The following is a 17813-nucleotide window of genomic DNA, read 5'->3' as shown; positions in this document are numbered from 1 at the left end:
TGCGTATTCCGGTGAATTTGAACAGTGATTCCGGAATCTGTGAACACCATTTCCGGAAAGTATGCGGCCAGGGATTCTGCGAGCAGAAGCTGAGCTTTGAGGGGAGGCATCTTTTCGACTCACCGAACAAGCCAGCAGCCAAGCGCAGCGCGGCAGTTGTGGATCCAGGTCATTGGAGCATGACGGTTCATCTGACATCAGAGTTCGTGCTCTGAGGTGTCCGGAAATGGTGTACACGCAAGCCGGAATCAGCGTTCATTTTAAACCGGAATAGGTGTTCATTTTCGACCGGAATATGCATGAACTAAGCCGTAGCAGCTAAGCCATTGAAAACAAAAGCACTTTCATTTTAATGGAAGTGCTTTTTTAGTTTTGAACCCACATTTGAACCCACACCTACAAGACTAGTTATCATTGTCGACGACTCAACTCGGACTAGCCTGATGAACAGCGTTGACCACATAACTGTACCTATCCTCCCCATGTTGCCTAATGCAAGAGAGGGCCAATGGCCCTCTCTTGCTATCTATGTTGTTGGTCAGTGCAAACAGCACTGCTTGTACTTCTAGCCGCAGCCAAAGGGACACGGCTCGTTGCGGCCAATCTTGATGGGTACCACCACTGGTGTTCGCTACGTTGTGCCAGAAAGTGGGCATGCAGGATGTTTTTGGCGTTACCTTTTCACTAGCTGTTGATCAGCGCGCAAAAATGACCAGGTTTCCGGGGTTTTCAGCGTCCAATTTTGACCACCCCGGAGTGTGTGCAACTATCCGATCTTTGGATCGGAGAACCTGGAGTGTTAATCATGGAAACCGTGTTGAAGATCCGGCGTATGCATCAGGTGGACGGCCAGTCCATCAGCGCCATCGCTAAAGTCACAGGACTCTCTCGCAATACCGTTCGCAAATACCTTCGCCAACCTCCCTCCGAACCGCCCAAGTACCGCCGTCCACAGCCAGCCAGGCCCAAGCTCGGTGAATTCGAGTCGACACTGACCCAGTGGCTGGACCTCGATGCCAAGCGGCCCAAGCGACAACGCCGCTGTGCCAGGCAACTCTTCGAAGACCTACAACGCCTGGGCTACCAGGGGGCCTACGACAGCGTCCAGCGCTTCGTCCGTGACTATAAACAGCAGTCAGCCAAAGTGGCTGCCTTTGTCCCCCTGACGTTCGCGGCTGGTGAGGCCTATCAGTTTGACTGGAGCGAGGAAGAGGTGGAGATCGGCGGCGTGGTGCAGCGGGTCAAGGCTGCCCATTTTCGCCTCACCCACAGCCGCCAGCCCTTCGTCATGGTGTTTCCTCGCGAAACCCAGGAGATGGTGTTTGCCGCTCACGATGCGGCCTTTCACTACTGGGGCGGCGTGCCACGCCAGGGCATCTACGACAACCTCAAGACCTGTATCGACCAAGTACTTGAGGGGAAAGAGCGCCGCTTCAATCCCCGCTTCCTGGCGCTGATGAGCCATTACGTCATTGAGCCGGTAGCCTGCACCCCTGCCTCGGGTTGGGAAAAGGGCCAGGTTGAGAAACAAGTTCAGGATGTGCGCCGGCGCTGCTTTACACCCCGGCGCAAGGTCGACAGCCTGGCCGAGCTCAACCGTCGGCTTATCCAGGAGCTGGAGCAGGCAGCACAAACACGCCCCCACCCGGACGACCCCTCGCAAACAGTGTGGCAGCGCTTCGAGCAGGAACGGACCACCCTGCGCCCCCTGGCTGCGCGCTTCAATGGCTATGTGGAGCGGGAGCTGCGGGTTGACAGCACCTGCCTCATCCACTTCGACCGCAACACCTACAGTGTCGACAGCCGTTACGCCCATCGTCATGTCACAGCCCGGGTCTTCGCTGACCGGCTCCAGGTGTATGCCCAGAGCGAGCTTATTGCCGAGCATCCCCGCCAGTTTGGCCGGGACAAGACCCAGTTCGACCCCTGGCATTACCTCGGCCTGCTCGAGCACAAACCCGGCGCGCTGCGCCACGGTGCTCCCTTCAAGGAGTGGGTGTTACCGCCGGCTTTGAGCCGCTTACAGCAGCAACTGCTGAGCCGCAAGGGCGGTGACCGGGACATGGTCAAGCTACTGTTGGCTGCCCGGCAGGACGGACTCGACCTGTTGGAGCAAGCCTGCCAGCAGGTACTGCTGCTGGGCGGCAGCTCGGCCGAGCTGGTACTCAACCACCTGCAGCGGCTGCGCCGCCCCGTCGAGGTGCCACAGCTCCATGCTCAGGTGGTGCCGCTTGCACAGCCGCCGCAGGCCAACTGCCAACGCTATGACAGCCTGTTACCGGGAGGTCAGCATGTCAGCCGATGAAATTTACCAGCGCCTGCAGGGGTTGAAACTGTTTGGTATGGCGGCGCTGTGCGACGAGCTGCTGGCGCATCGGGAGCGTCCCTTACCACCGCCGGAGCAGTGGCTCAAACGGATGATCGAAGCCGAAGAATCCGAACGTCAGTGCCGCTCGATCCGCTATCAGATGGGCATCGCCAAGTTCCCGCTGGCCAGGGACCTGGACAGCTTCGAGACCGCAGACACCCCGGTCAGCCCCGTGCACCTGTCCGCGCTGGATAGAGATGACTTCCTGGAGCAGAAGCGCAATCTGCTGCTGATAGGCGGAACCGGGACGGGTAAAACCCATCTGGCCATCGCCCTGGGGCGCAATGCCGTGCGCCGGGGCAAGCGAGTGCGTTTCTACGGCGTGGTGGATCTGGTCAACCAACTGGAGCAGGAGAAGGCGGCAGGCAAAGCCGGGCAGCTTGCCAACCGGCTGGTCAATGTCGATGCGGTTATCCTGGACGAACTGGGCTACTTGCCGTTTGCCGAAAGCGGTGGCGCCCTGCTATTTCACCTGATCAGCAAGCTGTACGAGCGCACCAGCCTGATCCTGACCACCAACCTGGCCTTCAGCGAATGGAGCAAGGTATTTACGGATGAGAAGATGACAACGGCGATGTTGGATAGGATCACCCATCACTGCGAGATCATCGAGACAGGAAACGACTCCTACCGCTTCAAACAGAGGATGAAATCAGCCAGCTAACCCTGGTCAATTTTGGACGCTGAACCCTGGTCATTTTTCGATGCTGATTGACATTCCTGTCTGACTCTTCCTGTACCTGTACTCCGTCCTTGAACTTCACGTTGTTCACTACCAACGTCAGCAGCGCAAATCCCTTGAGCCGCTTCCAGTTCTTTTGGGCCGACTCCAGCAACTTGTAGACCATCGCCAGCGTGGTCTCTCGCGAACCACAATTCCTAGCCCGTTTCGTGCGCAGCCGCACCGTCGAAAACGTCGACTCTATCGGGTTGGTCGTGCGGATACTCGTAACGGTTCACCCAGACCAGTTGACAGGTAAAAAATGAGACGATCGTCCGGTGATCCACTATTGCCTCTTGCGTGATCCTGTCAGCTTGGCACTGCCCCACGTACTGACACCGAGTTATCCCAAGCGGCAAAGCAGGGGGATGGACGAGCCCAGTATGAGCTGGCCAAACGCCTGGCGAGCAAGCCCGATTACCCCAACGCCATGCACTGGATGCAGCAGGCCGTCGAGCAGTCTGGCCCCTTGGCCGCCGATAAAAAGATCCGCGCCAGCGCTGCTTGGCAAGTGGGTGACTGGTATCAGGCCGGACTAGGTGAGCCCAAAAATCCAGTGCAGGCTACTCAGTGGTGGCAGCGTTCAGCTCGTCTTGGTAACACCAACGCCAGCTATCGGCTGGGCCTGATGTGCCAGGAGCAGCATCAAGGCAAACTGGTGAGCGAATGCCTCGATTGGTTCGAGCAGGCAGCTAAGCAGGATCATGCTGAAGCACAGTTGATCCTAGCCCGCTGGTACAGCACCCAACCGGGTGCAGATACGGACGCCATCAAGTGGCTTGAGCAAGCCGCAGAACTGGGTAACCGTGATGCCCAGTACCTGTTGGGTCAGCGATATGTGCAAGGTAAAGGGGTCGTCAAACGACCAGACCTCGCCCAGCGCTGGAACGACAAGGCTGCGGCTCAGCAGCAACGGGATGCGTTGTTACTGCAAGCCAAGCAGGCCTCACCCACCCATGCTTTCGCTACCTATCAGCGCGCTGCCAATGCGGGTTCTGCCGAGGCAGAGCTCTGGCTTGGCATGGCGTATCTGGCCGGGGAGCAGGTATCAGCCGACCCCGCTTTGGGACGTTACTGGCTGGAGCTGGCTGCTGGGCACGGCTCCCATGAAGCCGAGTACCAACTGAGTTTGCAGCAGGTGGACCGCGAGCAGCAGATCCACTGGTTAACTCGGGCTGCTGACGGTGGTGTACCAAAGGCATTGTTCGAGCTGGCGGAGCTACAGCATAAGCAAGGTGAACTGGCGCAGGCCAGAGCCAGTTATGCCAAGGCCGCCCAACAAGGACACATTCTCGCCCAGTACACCTACGGTGAAATGCTGCGTCTGGGACAAGGGGGAAAAGAGGATTACGCGCTTGCTCTCAAGCAGTATCGCCTAGCGGCCCAGCAGGGCGACCGCCAAGCCCAATACCGAATGGTGACATTGCGTGAGGAAGGCTTGGGGGCTCCTCGTAACCGGGTGCATGCTTATGCTTGGCTGTCACTGGCGGCGACAGAAGGAATGCCTGAGGCTGTACGGGCCCGTGATGAACTCGAGGCCGCGATGACCAAGCCGGAAGTCAAACAAGCGCAGAAACTCTCTGAGCACTGGTTTGGCAAGATGTCATCAACGGCTAAGAAAAGCTAAAAAAAAGAACATAGAAGGAAGCAGCCTTGGTGGGCCGCTTCCTTCTTATTCAGTTGGTGAATTACCGGATACAAACTCAGCCCACGCATCCATCATTGGACGTCGCTGATCCAGCAAGTCCGTGCGGTGGTAGGCGGCTTCTACCTTGTTCTGCACTGTGTGAGCTAATGCTCGTTCAGCGAGATCCCGTGCATAGCCCTGCTCGCTACACCAGTCGCGAAAGCTAGAACGAAAGCCATGAGCAGTTGCCAGACGGCCAGGAGTCGAGCTCGGCGCTTTTACCCGTCGCAAAAATGTTGTTAGTACCATATCTGATAGGGGGACCTGATCGCGTGGAGAAGGGAAGACCAATTCATCATGCCACCCCTGCAACCCCATCAAGATCTCGACGGCTCGAAGAGATAACGGGACGCGATGCATTTGTTTGGCCTTCATTCGTTCTGCTGGCAAGGTCCAGACCTTTGCTTCCAGGTCTACCTCTGACCATTTCATGGCTCTCACTTCACCTGAGCGGCAAGCCGTCAGGATTAAGAACTCCAGCATTAAACGAGTTACATCGTAACGTTGTGCCGTTCTCAAATGCTGCTGAATAAAGGTTGGAATATCACGCCAAGGCATGGCTGGCTGATGCTCTGTACGAACGGCCTTACTGGGTTGCGATGGGAGTAAGTGATTTACAACATCGACAGGGTTTGCCTGGCAGTGACCATGCGCCCAGGCCCAAGCCATGACCGCATGCAGCCGTTGTTTCACACGGCTGGCAGTTTCAGGGATCTCCAACCAGATCGGCATTAAGACCTCAGCGATCTGTGCAGGAGTGATAGCGGAGATTGAGTACTGGCCAATCATGGGGAATGCATACTGCTCGAGCGTCGAGATCCACTGTTTGCCGTGTTTGGGGTTTTTCCATCCAGGTAGCAGTTTGGAATGAACTTCCCGAGCAGCAGCCTCGAAAGTTGGGATAGCGGGTTTGTTCTCTTCAGCACGTTTGAGTTCGAGTGGGTCAAGGCCATTGGCGAGTTGCTCTCGCATCTTCTGTCCTTGCTTGGTGGCATCGGCTATGGATATTTCGGGGTAAGAGCCTATTCCTGCATTTCGGCGTTTTCCGGTCACTGGGCTGACATAACGAAGCACCCAGTTGCCACGGCCTTTAGCCGTTGACGGATGAAGTGCTAGGCCTGTTACGCCACCATGTGCAATCGCTTTGTCACCCGGCTTGAGATTACGTGCTTTGGTATCGGTAAGAAGTGGCATTAGGGAAGATTCCTTGAGAATGTGGTATGCCATTGACTATGCCATCCATTGTGCCATTTAGTGCGAGATAGAGTCATTTACAGTTGGACGGTTTTGGACAGCTTTACCTGTAAGGCGCTGATTTTAATTGGATATGTAGGGTGTGGCTGGTTTTGGTTGGATGTAACTCAGGCGGGCTGTCTCTCCGCCATTTATTCCCCTCAAGCCCGCGCCCGTCGCGGGTTTGTCATTTCTACTGTCCATCCCCCGCCTCAGCCATCTCCCAATGTCTTTTCCGATTTGGGGCCTGTGGTCACGGGGTCGCGAAGTCTCACCCCATTCTCTCGAATGTCCATTCACCTGATTAGCCACTTGCCGGCCCAGACAGGTCTCCCGGGGTCATCACCAACATGGTGATGGGGCATGGGCCCGCACCTGCAGGGTCATCTGGCCGACCCCGCGAGCTCAGCCATCGCGATCCCCCTGATAGGCGCAGAAAGCCTGCGAGTAGATGTGTCCAGAGTTGGCTATTGGTGCTTGGTTTTCTATCCCGCAGCCATCATCAGAGCAACGTGTCTGCGGGTTGGAGACTCATGCCTTGCGGCTGGCGAGCTGGCGAAGGCGCTGGGTGCTCTGGTGCAGACTCTGGTGCTGCACCTCGTTCAGGGCGCAGTGCTTGAGCACGTACTCGGCGCTGGCCACCACCGTCTTCCAGCGCGGTGCCTTGGGCAGGGTGTCGAGGTTCAGGTACTTGTCGAGGGTGCGGGTCTGGGGACTGGAGCGGTCCATGTAGACCCGCCACAGCTTGCTCTTCTCCGCCAGCACTATCTTGCCCTTGCCGGTGCTCTGCTGCCAGGTCTCCAGGGTGAGACGCATGGTGTCCACCAGGGCGCGGCGCAGAGGTTCGTCATCCTGCTGGCGAATGAGGTCGTCCGCCAGCGACCTGAACTCCCCTCCCAGCCGGCTCAGTTCCCCCAGCAACTGGCCATCCTCGATGATGGCCTGGCGAGAGAGGCTCTTGAGGGCGTTCTCCAGTGCAGCCATGCGATTGTCGTCCTGGCGCGGTTCTGTGCCAAGGGTCAGCGCATAGGCGTGCTGCCCCCCCAGGTTGATGGGCAGGGCGCGGGCGTTGAGGGTGTCTCGCTGGCCCGCCACCAGGAAGTCCAGCTCCCGCTCCGGCTGCGCGGTCATGTCGGGCCACTGGCTTGCCAGCGGGGCGGCCAGCCACTCGTCCAGCATCTGCCCCTCCATGGCTTCCGGCTCCTGACCCAGCAGGCGCGCCAGGGCCCGGGAGGCAAACAGCACCCCTCCTTGCTCATCGAGGAAGACCATGGGGTCGGCCCCCTCGCCAAGCAGGGCGAGGAGCCGTTCCTGATCCTGGTGCAGTTGCTCCTGGAGCAGCAGACGGTGCTCTATCTCCTGTTTGAGCAGGCGGTTCTCCACCAGGGAGGCGCGCCCGGCGCTGGCCTCCAGCAGGGCTCTCACCCGGGCGAACAGCTCCTCCTTGCAGAAGGGTTTCACCAGATAGTCGTTGGCCCCGGCGTTGAAACCCTCTTCAATCTCCTTGGGCTGGTTGAGGGCGGTGAGCAGCAGCACCGGCAGCTTCTCCTTGGGGTGCTGCTGGCGCAGACGGCGGCAGACGTCGAAGCCCGAGAGGGTGGGCATCATCACGTCAAGCAGGATGAGATCCACCGGCTCCTGAGCCAGCTTGGTCAGGGCGTCGTGACCGTCGCTGCTGGGCAGGATGCGATAACCGCAGGGCTGCAGCAGGTGGCGCAGTATGTGCAAATTGATGGGCTCGTCATCCACCACCAGGATGACGGGGGCATCTTGCGGCGGGGGCGGCAGATCCTCGCTCTCCCAGTCCGGCAGGATGACGGGTTGCTGGCGCACCAGCTGGTGCTCTATCTGGCGGCTGTCGAGGGTCAGACTGCCCGCCTTGCCGCTGGCCAGCGGCAGGGTGAAGGCGAAGGTGGAGCCGACGCTCGGCTCGCTTTCCACGAACAGCTCCCCCCCCATCAGGTGCACCAGCTGGCGGGTGATGGAGAGACCGAGGCCTGCTCCCTGCTTGCTCACTTCCGGGCTCATCTGCACCAGGGGCTCGAAGATGTGCTCCAGATGGTCCCTGGCGATGCCGATGCCGGTGTCGGTCACCTTGATGCGCAGGAAGTTGCCCTCCACCAGGGCACTCAGCACCACCTTGCCCTGGGGGGTGTACTTGATGGCGTTGCCCACCAGGTTGTAGAGCACCTGTTCGAGGCGCTGCTCGTCCGCCAGCACAGGGGGCAGTTCGGCGGGGCTCTTGTCCACCAGGGTGAGGGGCTTGGCCTGCACGAGGTGCTGGCAGAGATCCAGCACCAGCCGGATGACCCCCTTGGAGGAGACCGGCTGGGGGTGGATCTCCAACTGGCCGTAGCGCATCTGGTGGTAGTCGAGCAAGTCGTCCACGAGGCGCGCCAGACCGTCGGCGCTCTTGATGATGAGGCCGAGCTGTTTCTGCTGCCCTTCGGTCAGGTCCTGCTGGCTGGCGAGCATGGACTCGGCCATCCCCTTGATGCCGTGGATGGGGGTGCGCAGCTCGTGGGAGGTGTTGGCCAGGAGCTCGTCTTTGAGCTTGTCCGCCTGTTGCAGGCTGAGGTTCTGCTTGTGGGTCAGCTTGACCTGCTGTTGCAGCTCCTGGGTCTGGCGTTCGATGAGCTCGATCTTGTCCTTCACCGAGCGCTGCATGTGGCGAAATGCCTGTGCCAGCCGGTCGATGTCATCGTCGGTGCGGGGGATGGTGATGGGGTGATCCAGGGCGCCGTCCGCCACCTGTTCGGCGGCGGCGGTGAGGGATCGCAGGGGCGCCGTGATGGAGTGGGAGAGCCAGCGGGAGAAGAGGATCAGCAGCAGCAGTGAGCCAGCTCCCAGCAGGATCACCAGGGTCTCGAGCTGGCGGATGGGGGCATAGGCCTCGCTGGTGGAGATCTCGGCGATGAAGGCCCACTCGGTATCGAACACCTTCACCTGGGTATAGGCGGCCAGCACCTCGTCATCGTGGTAGGAGAGGAAGGGGCCGACCCCCTGCTCCCCGGAGAGGGCCTTGATGATGAGGGGGGTCTGCAGCGGTCGGAAGTCGGGGCTGAAGCTGTTCTCCACGCTGAATTCGGGGGCGAGCCAGGCGTTGGCGCGCATCCGCTTGTCCGGGCCGATGAGAATGGTCTCGCCGGTTGCGCCGAGCCCCTCCCGCTCCGCCATGATCTGGTTGAGCTTGTCCGGCAGCAGCTCGAAGATGACCACGCCGCGCACATAGTCGTACTGCATCACGGGAGCGGCGAGGTAGGCGACCACCTGGCCGGTCAGCTCGTTGCGGCCAAAATCGGTGAACTCGAAGATCTGCTGGGGCTTCTGGCCGCCATCGAGGCGGCGCTTGATCTTGGCGAAGGTGTTGCCAAGACCGCTGGACTGGTAGGGTCCCGAGAGCAGGTTGGTGGCGAAGTTGGCCTGCTTGGTGACCGAGTAGACCACGTCACCGTTCAGATCCACCAGGAAGATGTCGCTGTAGTTGGACTTGCGCACCATGTCGGCGTACCCGCGATGGAAGCGCTGGTGGACGCGGCCATACATCTCGTCCGCCAGGATGAGGGCACTGATGGAGGGCTCTATCTCCACCTGACTGTCAGGTTGTTGCAGCTTGTCCCAGGAGCCCGGCACATAGCGGGCCTGGGCGCGGGCGCGGGCCTCCTGCGGCGTGGTGCCGAGCTTCTCGAAGGCACCGGTGAAACCGTAGAAGCGACCGATACTGTTGCCGGCAAAGTCCTGCTGGGAGAAGTTGATGATCTGCTCCTTGAGGTTGCCGAAGTAGTCTTGCAGCTGGTTTTTCTTGATGTTGCGCACCGAGACCAGATGGTTGGAGGTCTGGGTGGTGAGATCCTTGCCGTGGCTATAGAGGAAAAACAGGGTGACGACCAGGAAGGGCACCAGGCCCAACATGAAAAAAGCCAGCATCAGCTGCGGTCTGAGCCCCCGAGGCCTGAAGTTCCATTTCATCGCATGATTTTCAATTGAGAATCCAGTTACTAAGCGCGATGAGTTTCTGACTAAAGGCTAACTATTTCAATGGCTTTATCTTAAATTCGCTCGTCGGGTCACAGGGAGCGGGGGGATTTTCGACCAAGGCGTCTAAAGGGTGAGCAAATAGCACGGGAAAGGGCTCAAAGTGAGAAAAAAGGGTTGTGCCCGGGCTCGGGGTACGTATAATGCGCCTCGTTGTCAGGCAACTGGCACGCAAGCAGTCATGCGGGAATAGCTCAGTTGGTAGAGCACGACCTTGCCAAGGTCGGGGTCGCGAGTTCGAGTCTCGTTTCCCGCTCCAATACTCCATGGCACCAACCATGGACATCACTCTCAAGGCAATGCCTTGTCAGCATGGCGCGTTAGCAAAGCGGTTATGCAGCGGATTGCAAATCCGTTTAGTCCGGTTCGACTCCGGAACGTGCCTCCATCTTCTCCCTGTTTTCCATATCCCTGACGTTGTCCATCCGCCATGGCGGCCTAGGATGATGCTTCATTGCATGTCAGTCAGCCGTGAACAACCCTCCCGTTGCCACGTCTTGTGCAGATGCTGATCCATCTCGGCCAATGCCTCGCCCCTGGATCCGGACCTCTCTTCGCCCCCCTGTTCTGCCAGCGCGGCCATCTCCTTTATCAGCAAACCGCATTGCCACAGGCTGGCGGTGGGGACCCCGTGATAGGGGATGTCGATGGCATCGTCACGATTGAGCCGCCACTCCTGCCACTGGCTCCAGGCGAGCACGCCCAATGCCCCCAGCAGCGCTGCATCTGCAAGTTTCATCCTGTGTTCCCCCGTTCTGGTCCAGTCCTCGTTAACTCTGGAACAGGGGCCGCGTTTTGCCACCTTTGTTGTTTTTTAGTTAAAGAATGTAACCCGGTTTCATTTTTAGGCTTTTAGCCCCGTTTTTAATAAAAAAATGGCGCTGTCGGTGTAGTAATCCTACAATGATTGGCGTAATCTTTGTTCAGTGGTCTTACCAGTGAGGCGTTACATCATGTTTCATCCCTTCTCCCTGACTCAGATAATCCTTCGCCGCATCTTTGTCCTGATGGCGGGTCTGCTCGCCTTCCCGGTGATGCTGTTTCGCCGGGATCGCGCCCGTTTCTACAGTTACCTGCACCGCATCTGGAGCAAGACCAGCACCAAGCCGGTCTGGCTCAAGATGAGCGAGCGAGGGGAGCGGATCTTCTACTGATCCTCCCCGTGACGCCCGCTTCACCCGGCGCCAGACTGGCGTGGCAGGCAGGGCGCACCTCCCGATATAAAAAAACCGACACCCTGGTGTCGGTTTTTTTATGGGTCTCGAACCGCCACCGGCCTTGTATCCATGGCCGGTCCACGTTGTCTCTTGTCCCTGTGGGCGATCCTTTATGCGGCAAACGCCGGCGCACTCTCAGCCGCACTCTCAGCCGCATTCTCAGCCGCGCCCGTGCGACATGACGGGAGGAAGGGCTGGCGGTACTCAGGGCGCTGGCCCCAGGGTGGCCAGCGCCGCGCGCAGACGGGCGAGGCCGATGGGCTTGAACAGGCAGTCGTTCATGCCGGCGGCGAGGCAAAGCTCCCGCTCGCGAGGCTGGGCATGGGCGGTGAAGCCCCAGACGGGCAGGCCATGGCCAAGGGCACGCAGGCTGCGGGTCAGCTCGAAGCCGTCCATCACCGGCATCTGGCAGTCGGTGATGACCAGATCGAAGGGGTGGCTGGCGAGGGCGCGCAGGGCCTCCAGGCCATTGCTGCGCACACTGACGTCGTGTCCCAGGTGCTTGAGCTGCTGGCGCAGCAGGATCTGGTTGGCGTGATTGTCATCGACCACCAGGATATGCAGCCGATGGGGGAGGGGTTGAGCCTGGTGGGGCTGGGGCGCCGGCATTGCCGTGATCGGGGCGGGGGGTTGCAGAGCGAGCGTGAGGGGCAGCCTTATCTCGAGCCGGGTGCCTTCGCCGACCTGGCTGTGAACGGCTATCTCCCCCCCCATCATCTGGCACAGGATGCGGGCGATGTTGAGGCCCAGCCCGCTGCCGGGGAACTGGCCCTGGCCGTGGGCGCGATAGAAGGGGGTGAAGAGCCGGGGCAGCTTGTCCGCGGGAATGCCGGCTCCGGTGTCGGTGATGGTGAGGTGCAGCACAGGAGGCTGCTCGCCCCCGGTCAGGGTGGCGGTAATGGCGACCCGGCCCTGCTCGGTGAACTTGATGGCGTTGCCGATGAGATTGAAGAGGATCTGGCGCAGGCGAAGGGGATCGATCAGCACCCTTGGCATGGGGGTGTCGGGCAGCCTGACCTCATAGAGCAGCCCCTTCTGCTCGGCCATGCCCGCAAAGACCCGGATGACGGACGAGAGCAGGGGAGCGAGATCGCAGGGGGTGGGAGTCAGGGTCATCTGGCCCGCCTCTATGGAGGCGATATCCAGGCTGTCCCCCAGCAGATCCAGCAGACCGTTGGCGGAGTCGGCGGCGATGCGCAGCAGCTCGCCGCTGTGACGGCTGAGAGCGGGATCCTCGGTGGCCAGCTCCAGCATGCCGAGGATGGCGTTCATGGGGGTGCGGATCTCGTGGCTCATGGTGGCGAGGAAGTCGCTCTTGGCGCGGCTGGCGCTGTCGGCCTGCTGTTTGGCCTCGCGCAGCGCCTCTTCCAGCCGCTTGCGGTCCGTGATGTCTATCCAGCCGTCGATCACCCCGCTGATGGCCCCCTCCCCGTCGAAATAGGGCACCATCCAGTGATAGATGTCGCTCTGGGTTCCCCTGTGATGGAAGAGGCGATCCGCAAAGATGGGCTGCCCCTCCTGCAATACCCTGGCAAAGTCCTGCTCCAGCACGGCGATGCTGTCTGCATCGAGCACCCCTGACAGCCCCTGGGCGAAGGGCTGACCCAGGATGGCCTTTGGCTCGGCGCCGAGCTGGGTCAGGTATTTGCTGTTGCACAGCAGCACCTTGCCGCTCTTGTCCCGCACGACGATGGGGTGGGGCAGGCTCTCCCCCAGTGCCCGGATGAACCTGACATGGGCCTCCAGTTGCTGGCGGGAAGCCTGCTCGGCGCTGGCCATCCGCTTGAACATGCGGTTGCGATAGAGCAGCACCAGCGCCAGGGTGAGGAGCCCCACGAACACCAGGTAGACGATGTGGGCGTGGCGATCCATGAAGCCGGGAACCGGCAGTTTGCGGTTGCGCCACTCGTAACTCATCATGGCGAGCTCGTTGGGGGGGATGGCGAGGATGGTCTTGTCGAGGATCCCCATCAGCATCCCCTGTCCGGGCAGGCTGGCAAACCCCATCCGGATCGGCTCGTCATCGGCGGGGCCGGCGATGCGCAGCGGGCTCTGGGGATCATTGTCCAGTGCATGGCGGGCAAAATAGAGGGGCACGATGGCGGCATCCACCCGTCCCTGGGCGAGCACCTCCATCGCTTCTGCGGCACTCTCCACCTGGGTGATGCGGCTGCCCTCCAGTCTCTGTGCGAGGGGCACATGGTGCGTCATCGCCACCGTCTTGCCCGCCAGACGCCGGAGGGTGTCGATCCCTTGTTCCTCCTGGCGGGTGAGGATCACATAGATGTTGTCGGTGGCGTAGGGCACCGAGGTGTGCAGCCCGTAGTGTTCGGCCACCTGCTGGGAGATGGCGCCGATGAGGTCGATGGCGCCTGACTGCATGGCTTTTGCCAGCTGACGCTCGGAATCTGCCCGCACGAACTCGAAGGTGAGGCCGGTGCGTGTGCGGATCTTGTCCAGCATGTCCACCGTCATGCCGACCAGCTGGCCGTCATGATCCAGGGCGCCATAGGGGTAGAGGTTGTCCATCAGCCACACCCTGATGGGGGGCGCTTGCCGCATCCAGGCCCGCTCGGCGGCATCATAGAGATCGGCGCTTCGCTCGTTCATGTCGCGGATGGGCCCGTTCCACTGGGTGAAGAGGGTATTGCGCGCCCGGTCGTCGATGGCCGCCAGCCCCCGGTTGACCAGGCTGAGCAGGGCGGGCTCGGTGGCCGGGACGGCAAAGCGGAACTCGGCAGGCGCCAGCTCGGGCGGGGCCTCGCCCCGCTGGCGAAGGTTGTCGAAGCGCTCGCTGTTGAGGTAGTGGGTGGCGTGGGCATCCCCCAGCAGGATGTCGTCGCGGCCGAAGAAGACCGCATCGAACGCCTCCATGTTGGAGGGATAGGTCACCAGGGTGAGGGTGGGGTAGTAGCGGCCAAAGCGCGCCCTGTCTATCTGATCCCGGACGGCGGCCACCCGCTGTCCCGGTGTGAGCAGTGCCCCCCGATAACGTCTGAGCACGGAGAAGACGAGGGGGCTGCTGAAATAGGGGTTGCTCAGGCGGATCGCCCGGATGTCACTGTCCGCCAGGGTGAGATTGCCGAGGCTGGCGAGGTGTATCTCCCCCCGTGCCAGGGCACGGAGCAGGTGCGCCTTGTCGGGGAAGGCGCTCAGGGCAACGGGTTTGTCCAGCATCCGGGCCAGCAGGTCGATGTAGTCGGCACTGAGCCCCTCGACGCGCTTGCGAGCGATCATGGTGAAGGGGCGGTAGTCCTCTTGCAGGATGCCGACCCGCAGTTGGGACTGCTGGCGCAGCCATCCGAGCTCAGCCTCCGACCAGCGGGGAGGCAGCGGGGCGGGATCGTAGCGGCTGTGCAGGGTCAGGGCCTGCACAGGTTGAAGGCAGAGCAGACAGAGCAGGATCAGTGTTCGATATAGGTTCATCTAGCCACCCGACGCGACAGCCATCCCTGCCAAGCCTCATCCAATGGCGGCCATTCTACCGGAAAATGGCTATAACGAGTCCGCTATTTCTCCACGCGCGTCGGCGAGAGCACGTCAAGCAGGGCGGCCTGGCCGCCCCGCCCTCAACCGAACTGGTAGGCCCCCATGTAGAGGCTGCCGTAATCCCAGCTGTCGTGCAGCTTTCGGGGTCTGTCGGCCCCCGCCGCGCCGAGCGCCACAAACAGGGGGCGCAGGTGATCGTCGTGGGGATGGGATTCCACCGCGCCCGGCGCCCGGGCCCGGTAATCTTCCAGCGCCCCCCTGTCTCCCTCTGCCATGGTCTGCTCCAGCCAGCGGGCAAACTGGCTCGCCCACTGGGGAACCGGCGAGCCGTCCGGCCCGAGGGCACGGAGGTTGTGGGTGATGGCGCCGGAGGCGAGGATGCCGATCCCTTGCTCGCGCAGCCCCTGCAATGCCTCCCCCAGTTGCCACAGCTGGGCCGGGGTGAAGCTGGCCGGGATGGCGATCTGCATCAGGGGGAGTTCACTGTCCGGATCCATCAGGGAGAGGGGGGACCAGACCCCGTGATCGAGCTCGCGGCGCACCGGGGTGGCGGGCAGGCCGGCCAGCAGCAGCTGATCGCTCACCGCTTCCTGCAACCATTGCGGGCTCGTCGCGGGCCAACGGATCTGGTAAAGGGGCTCGGGGAAGCCGTAGAAGTCGTACATCAGGGCCGGGCTGGGCTCGACGTTGATCTGCAGCTCGCTTCGGCTGAACCAGTGGGCCGAGATCACCACCAGCCCTCTGGCACCCTCGAGGCGCAGTTGCTTCAGGAACCGGGTCGCGGGCTGATCGCGCAGGACCAGATCCGGGGCGCCGTGGGAGATGAACCAGACAGGGGCGATAGACATGACAGACTCCATATGCGTTGTGCCGATGCGCGCGGCGCACCGACAACCCGAGGCCAGGGCGACATGCCGCTGACGATGTGGTCATTATCTGCCCCTATTTATGGGTTAACAATCAGGCTTTAAGGATAAGCACTCTTCACTTTTGGTTGATAGTCTGGCGTCAGGGCGAGGGAGACCGGGGCAGAAACGACAACGCCGGCGCAGTACGCCGGCGTTGTGATCAGGGTCCGTCGGACGTGGCCTCTGACGGGATGCCCCGCAGCGCCACCGCCAAGCTCAACGCGGGCCCAGTGCGGGTTTATTGAATGCCCAGCAGCTCCACGTCGAAGATGAGGACTGAGCCCGGCGGGATCTTGCCGGCGGCTCTGTCGCCATAGGCCAGGTTGGCGGGGATGTAGAAGCGAGTCTTCTCCCCTTCCACCATCAGTTGCACCCCTTCGGTCCAACCCTTGATCACCTGGTTGAGGCCGAACTCGATGGGTTCGCCACGGGCGACGGAGCTGTCGAACACGGTGCCGTCCAGCAGCTTGCCCTCGTAGTGCACCTTTACCTTGCTGGTGGCGGTGGGGTGAACGGTGCCGGTGCCCGGGGTCAGCACTTCGTACTGCAGGCCGGAGGCGGTGGTGGTCACCAGGGGTTTTTCCTGGTTGCTGGCGAGGAACTCGGCCCCCTTGCGCACGTTCTCTTCCGCCAGCTTCCGGTTGTTGCTGCTGGAGTAGAAGTAGTAGGCGGCGCCGGCGATAAGAAGGGCTATCAGAATGAATTTCATCGGGTTTTCCTGTTCCTTGAAATCAGAGTGCAATGAAGGGGCATCTTATCCCAGCCGGGGAGGGAGGGCGAGGGGGGATGCCGGAGGATGTGACCGGACGGGCAAGGCACCGGGGGCATGATGCCCCCGGTTCGGATTTACTTGACGGCCACCATCATCAGGGCGGGCAGGGCGAAGAAGAGCCCGGCCACGTAACCCAGCGCCAGCAGCTTGTTCTCGCTGCCGACCCGGGCCAGGGCTTCGGCGGCCTTGATGGGCAGCTCCCGCAGGAAGGGCACCCCGTAGATGAGCACCACGGCGAAGAGGTTGAACAGCACGTGGACTAGGGCGATGGTCAGGGCGAGCTGGGCACCGGCACCGCTGATGGCGGTGGCGGCCAGCAGGGCGGTGATGGTGGTGCCGATGTTGGCCCCCAAGGTGAAGGGATAGAGCTGGCGGGTGTTGAACACTCCGCCGCCCGCCAGGGGGATCATCAGGCTGGTGGTGGTGGAGGAGGACTGCACCATCACGGTGACCAGGGTGCCGGAGGCGATGCCGGTGAGCGGGCCACGGCCCAGGGCCATGTGCAGCAGCTCCTTGGCTCGGCCCACCATGACCTGTTGCAGCACCTTGCCAAGGGTGGTGACGCAGAACAGGATGAGCAGAATCCCGATGAGAATGGTGGCGATGGCGCCTCCCTTGCCCGGCAGGAAGGCGACGGCACCGTCGATGAGATCCAGGGACGGGGAGATGAGGGGCTTCATGAAATCCATCCCCTTCATCGACATGTCGGCGGAACCCAGCAGCAGGCTGGCAATCCCTTCCGCACTCTTTTGCAGCAGACCGAACATCAGCTCCAGGGGCAGGAAGATGAAGACCGCCAGCAGGTTGAAGAAGTCGTGCACGGTGGCGGCGGCGAAGGCGCGGCGAAACTCGCCTCTGTCCCGGATGTGCCCCAGGGAGACGATGGTGTTGGTGATGGTGGTGCCGAGGTTGGCCCCCATCACCATGGGGATGGCCATGGCCATGGGCAGGCCCCCTGCCACCAGGCCGACGATCACCGAGGTGACGGTGCTGGAGGATTGCACCAGGGCGGTGGCCAGGATGCCGAGCAGCAGCGCGACGAAGGGGTTGTTGGCGAAGGCGAAGATCTGGGCCGCGCCCTCGGCGCCGCCGGAGAAGCCCTTGAAGCCGTGGGAGACGGCGCCAACGGCGACCAGGATCAGGTAGATCAGCGTGATCACCGCGAGCCAGTTGAACAGGGGGCCGGGACGGCGGATCTGCAGGGGTGCGGAAGATGCGGTGCTGTGCATATGGCCTCTTGGGGTCGTTCTGCGTTGAAAATGGACGGGCGCATTACAACAAGGCTCCATGACAGAAATATGACAACGTGACACTTTTATGATGCTTTGGTGACAGGGCGGCAGGGGCGTCGCAGACAAAAGGTGTCGGAGCAAACGCCGATAT

Annotated in this window: 11 protein-coding genes, 2 tRNA genes and 2 pseudogenes; 7 read left to right on the top strand and 8 right to left on the bottom strand. The window is 61.3% G+C overall.

The genetic code is table 11. From position 1 onward, the window contains the following. The 3 genes from AB5Y50_RS10035 to istB form a co-directional block, all read left to right on the top strand. A partial coding sequence (locus AB5Y50_RS10035) for a hypothetical protein (protein WP_266110243.1) occupies positions 1-215 on the top strand: 215 nt, incomplete at its 5' end. Between the two features lie 590 nt (positions 216-805). Next, entirely contained in the window at positions 806-2305 is a 1500-nt protein-coding gene (gene istA / locus AB5Y50_RS10030; RefSeq protein ID WP_010675355.1) for an IS21 family transposase, read from the top strand. Beyond that, complete coding sequence (gene istB / locus AB5Y50_RS10025) at positions 2292-3032, top strand: IS21-like element helper ATPase IstB (RefSeq protein WP_010675356.1); 741 nt, start codon at positions 2292-2294, stop codon at positions 3030-3032. Before istA ends, istB begins: the two co-directional genes overlap by 14 nt. 52 nt (positions 3033-3084) lie before the next feature. On the opposite strand, the pseudogene AB5Y50_RS10020 reads toward istB, so the two are convergent. Beyond that, positions 3085-3312: pseudogene (locus AB5Y50_RS10020) on the bottom strand (IS256 family transposase); the annotation flags it as partial. Between the two features lie 99 nt (positions 3313-3411). Here AB5Y50_RS10020 and AB5Y50_RS10015 point away from each other — a divergent pair. Then, positions 3412-4716: pseudogene (locus AB5Y50_RS10015) on the top strand (tetratricopeptide repeat protein); the annotation flags it as partial. Between the two features lie 45 nt (positions 4717-4761). Here AB5Y50_RS10015 and AB5Y50_RS10010 read toward each other — a convergent pair. Beyond that, positions 4762-6003 (bottom strand): tyrosine-type recombinase/integrase, encoded by a 1242-nt coding sequence (locus AB5Y50_RS10010; protein WP_223917237.1) that lies wholly within the window; start codon positions 6001-6003, stop codon positions 4762-4764. 537 nt (positions 6004-6540) lie between these two features. Continuing rightward, positions 6541-9978: an ATP-binding protein gene (locus AB5Y50_RS10005; protein ID WP_010673541.1), complete on the bottom strand. Its 3438-nt coding sequence runs from the start codon at positions 9976-9978 to the stop codon at positions 6541-6543. Positions 9979-10227: 249 nt separating this feature from the next. On the opposite strand from AB5Y50_RS10005, the gene AB5Y50_RS10000 reads away from it, so the two are divergent. Then, a tRNA-Gly gene (locus AB5Y50_RS10000) sits at positions 10228-10303 on the top strand. A 55-nt stretch (positions 10304-10358) separates the two neighbouring features. Further along, a tRNA-Cys gene (locus tag AB5Y50_RS09995) sits at positions 10359-10432 on the top strand. Between the two features lie 63 nt (positions 10433-10495). Here the strand turns inward: AB5Y50_RS09995 and AB5Y50_RS09990 are convergent. Beyond that, positions 10496-10783 carry a hypothetical protein gene (locus tag AB5Y50_RS09990; RefSeq protein WP_010673542.1) on the bottom strand — a complete coding sequence of 96 codons (288 nt, stop codon included), beginning with the start codon at positions 10781-10783 and terminating at the stop codon, positions 10496-10498. 214 nt (positions 10784-10997) lie between these two features. On the opposite strand from AB5Y50_RS09990, the gene AB5Y50_RS09985 reads away from it, so the two are divergent. Next, entirely contained in the window at positions 10998-11198 is a 201-nt protein-coding gene (locus AB5Y50_RS09985; protein WP_010673543.1) for a YbfA family protein, read from the top strand. 267 nt (positions 11199-11465) lie between these two features. Here the strand turns inward: AB5Y50_RS09985 and AB5Y50_RS09980 are convergent, their stop codons facing one another. The 4 genes from AB5Y50_RS09980 to AB5Y50_RS09965 all read right to left on the bottom strand — a co-directional run bounded on the left by AB5Y50_RS09980 (position 11466) and on the right by AB5Y50_RS09965 (position 17659). Further along, a complete protein-coding gene (locus AB5Y50_RS09980) occupies positions 11466-14687 on the bottom strand; it encodes a transporter substrate-binding domain-containing protein (protein ID WP_368162754.1) in 3222 nt (1073 codons plus the stop codon). Positions 14688-14830: 143 nt separating this feature from the next. Continuing rightward, positions 14831-15598 carry a class III extradiol ring-cleavage dioxygenase gene (locus AB5Y50_RS09975; RefSeq protein ID WP_043156582.1) on the bottom strand — a complete coding sequence of 256 codons (768 nt, stop codon included), beginning with the start codon at positions 15596-15598 and terminating at the stop codon, positions 14831-14833. A gap of 298 nt (positions 15599-15896) precedes the next feature. Further along, positions 15897-16367, bottom strand: coding sequence for an FKBP-type peptidyl-prolyl cis-trans isomerase (locus AB5Y50_RS09970; protein WP_010673545.1), 471 nt, complete (start codon positions 16365-16367; stop codon positions 15897-15899). A 137-nt stretch (positions 16368-16504) separates the two neighbouring features. Continuing rightward, positions 16505-17659, bottom strand: coding sequence for a Na/Pi symporter (locus tag AB5Y50_RS09965; protein ID WP_043155814.1), 1155 nt, complete (start codon positions 17657-17659; stop codon positions 16505-16507). Positions 17660-17813: the final 154 nt, after the last annotated feature.

The organism is Aeromonas sp. s6, assembly GCF_040907815.1.
GTDB classification, from domain to species: Bacteria; Pseudomonadota; Gammaproteobacteria; order Enterobacterales; family Aeromonadaceae; genus Aeromonas; species Aeromonas caviae.
Note: the sequence above shows the minus strand (reverse complement) of the source record. Positions and strands in the feature narration are given on the sequence as shown.